Raw genomic sequence first — 3,580 nt, 5'->3', positions numbered from 1 at the left:
GTAGTGTAGGGTATTTTAAAAATATTCAGCAGTTTGTGGGCTACTTGACTGGCATTTTCGGCATCAATGATATTCTGGGTAAAGATGGTGAATTCATCACCACCCAGACGAGCGATGGTATCACAATCGCGGAGCACCAGGCTCATCCTGTCAGCAACTTGCCGAAGCAACAGGTCGCCGATGCGGTGCCCCAGAGTGTCGTTTATATCCTTGAACCGGTCAAGATCAAGAAACATCAAGGCAATAACCTGATCGGCCCGCAACGCCAGGCACATAGCCTGTTGCAGACGGTCATGAAAAAGCATCCGGTTTGGCAGACGGGTCAATGGGTCAAAGTGGGCCAGATTTTCCAGATGTTCCTGACGCTGACACAATACGAGATCGCGCTCCTCAATCTCTTGTAGCATTTCATTGAAACCGTCGTACAGTCTGCCGATTTCGTCGTTGCCAGCTTTTACTACTCGCAACGAGAACTCCTTGGTTTTTGAAACCTTGTGCATGGCATCAGATAGCTGCAGTATCGGATCAGAGATGAGCCCCTGCAGACGCATAGAAAGCAGATAGGCTGCTATCGTTGCCAGCGCCAGAATCAGGGATGAAATCAGCAAGGTGTCCAGTAGGCGCGAACGTAGTTCACGCATGTCGGCAAATAACACCACCGTGCCGATCTCCTGATTATCAAGCCTGATCGGCGTTACCAGGGTCACCTGATCGTTAAGCTGCAAGAAATGGTTGCTGTCTGTCTTCAGCTTTTCCAGCACGCTCCTGCTGCTATCGACAGAAGGAGTAAGCCCCAACTGCTCAAAAGGGAGCTTGTCTGTCTGAATCCCTGAAGCAAGATAGCGGGCAAATATTGTTGTATCAGGTCTCAGGATGTAGGCAGCCAGAATGTCGGATTTAACCGACAGAGAGTTCATGCTGTCCAGGGCTGATTTTGGGTCGTTGAAGGTCAGTGATGCTGATATGTTTTTGCCGAGAATATCGGCCAGTGAGGACAGGTTCCTGCGCTGCTCATGGATCAGTGAACCGGTTTCCTTTACAACAAACACTATGGTAGTGGCAAGCAGGATCAGACCGCAGGTGAACATGATCAAGAGCATCAATTTGCGGCGGATTGAAAGGTGTAACAGGTATGTCGGCAGTAACCATTTCATATACCGTCCTGGGCAACATTATATGAATTAAGGAGGTGATGTGTATCTCATAAAAAGCAGATATTTTATTCTGTTTCGTCTCTATCCATAAAGACGTTAATTGTATTCCATACCATATACGTATGATATTGCAAGGTGAGCCAATTTTTTTCTAATGGCACCCCTGGGCTCTTCTTATTCGCTCGCGTGCAACCATTGACATTCATAAATAGAAATTGTATACACTATACACTTTATTCTGCCCCATATGTACGCTAAGTACCTATCAAAACAAGGAGGATGTACGAATGATCGAAGCATATCTGGCCCATGAAGCCGAGCGTGCAGCCCAGGGTATCCCTGCACTGCCCCTGACCCCTGAGCAAACCGCTGGTCTGTGTGAACTGCTGGTAAACCCACCTGCTGGTAAAGAGGCATTTCTGCTTAACCTGCTGAAAGAGCGTGTTTCCCCAGGTGTTGACCCTGCTGCAAAAGTAAAGGCAGAGTTCCTGGCCGCTATTCTGAATGGCAGCAAGAAGTCTCCGCTGGTTTCCAAGATTGATGCAGTTCGTATCCTGGGCACCATGATGGGTGGCTATAACGTTAATCCGCTGGTTGATGCCCTGAAGGATGCAGAGCTGGCTGATGAGGCTGCCTGCGCACTGTCCGGCATGACCCTGGTATATGATGGCTTTGATCAGGTTGTTGCCCTGTCTGCCTCCAACGCTGCTGCTAAAAAAGTTCTGACCTCCTGGGCAAATGCAGAGTGGTTTACCAACAAGCCCGGCGTGCCTGAGACCATCAAGGTCAAGGTATTCAAGGTTGAAGGCGAGATCAACACCGACGACTTCTCACCTGCCGGTGACGCATGGAGCCGTCCTGATATCCCACTTCATGCCCTGGCAATGGGCAAGACCCGTTTCCCTAACCGCCTGAAAGACATTGCTGACTGGCGTGCTGCCGGTAATCAGGTTGCCTTTGTGGGCGACGTGGTTGGTACCGGTTCTTCCCGCAAGTCTGCCTGTAACTCCGTGCTGTGGCACATGGGCCAGGATATCCCCTGCGTACCCAACAAAAAGACTGCCGGTGTGATCATTGGTGGCGTTATCGCACCGATTTTCTTCAACACTGCCCAGGATTCCGGCGCACTGCCGATCAAGGCTGACGTAACCAAGATGAACGACGGCGATGTAATCACCATCAACACCGTTAAAGGTGAAATCAGCAACGCTGCTGGTGAAGTTATCTCCACCTTCAAGCTGGCCCCTAACACCATTGCTGACGAGTTCCGCGCTGGCGGCCGTATTCCTCTGATTATTGGCCGTGCAGTAACCGAAAATGCACGTAAGGCACTGGGCATGGGCGATACCGATGTCTTCACCCTGCCGGTTAACCCTGTTGCCAAGGCTGACCAGGGCTACTCACTGGCTCAGAAGATGGTTGGCAAGGCCTGTGGCGTTACCGGCATCCTGCCGGGTACTGCTTGCGAGCCCAAGATGACTACGGTTGGTTCACAGGACACCACCGGTCCGATGACTGCTGACGAACTGAAGGAACTGGCCTGCCTCAAGTTCCTGTCCCCGATGTTCATGCAGTCCTTCTGCCACACCGCTGCCTATCCTAAGCCGGCTGATGTGAAGATGCACAAGACCCTGCCTGCATTCATTGCAGAGCGTGGTGGTGTTGCCCTTAAGCCAGGCGACGGCGTTATCCACTCCTGGTTGAACCGTCTGCTGCTGCCTGACACCGTTGGTACTGGTGGTGACTCCCACACCCGTTTCCCGATCGGTATCTCCTTCCCGGCCGGTTCCGGTCTGGTTGCCTTTGCTGGCGCCATGGGCTTCATGCCGCTGGATATGCCTGAATCCGTACTGGTTCGTTTCAAGGGCAAATTTAACCCCGGCATCACCCTGCGTGACGCTGTTAACGCCATTCCGTACTGGGCAATCAAGCAAGGTCTGTTGACAGTACCCAAGAAGAACAAGATCAACATCTTCAACGGTCGTATCCTTGAGATGGAAGGTCTGCCTGAGCTGACTGTTGAGCAAGGCTTTGAGCTTACTGATGCTGCTGCCGAGCGTTCTGCTGCTGCAGGCTGCATCCAGCTTTCCAAAGAGTCAGTTGCCACCTACCTGCGTTCCAACGTGGCTCTGATGAAGAAGATGATTGCTGAAGGCTATCAGGATCCCCAGACCCTGCAGAACCGGATTGATGCAGTCAATGAGTGGCTGAAGAATCCGCAACTGCTGGAAGCTGACAAGAATGCTGAGTACGCTGCTGTGATCGAGATCGACCTGGCTGAAATCACCGAGCCGATCCTGGCCTGCCCCAACGACCCGGATGATGTCAAGCTGCTGTCCGATGTTGCTGGCACGCCGATCAACGATGTCTTCATCGGTTCATGTATGACCAACATCGGTCACTTCCGTGCAGCTGCAGAGATCTGG

General features: G+C 51.9%; 2 protein-coding genes. One reads left to right on the top strand and one right to left on the bottom strand.

Annotated features, from left to right (window positions below; translation table 11 throughout):
• Window positions 1–1,154 (bottom strand): sensor domain-containing diguanylate cyclase (locus tag OEL57_RS15320; protein ID WP_300741652.1); only part of this gene is annotated, 1,154 nt, incomplete at its 3' end.
• Window positions 1,155–1,441: 287 nt separating this feature from the next.
• On the opposite strand from OEL57_RS15320, the gene OEL57_RS15315 reads away from it, so the two are divergent.
• A partial coding sequence (locus OEL57_RS15315) for a bifunctional aconitate hydratase 2/2-methylisocitrate dehydratase (protein ID WP_300741651.1) occupies window positions 1,442–3,580 on the top strand: 2,139 nt, incomplete at its 3' end.

This window comes from Trichlorobacter sp., from assembly GCF_030247655.1.
Classification (GTDB): Bacteria; Desulfobacterota; Desulfuromonadia; order Geobacterales; family Pseudopelobacteraceae; genus Trichlorobacter.
This window is presented reverse-complemented; position numbering and strand designations above follow the sequence as displayed.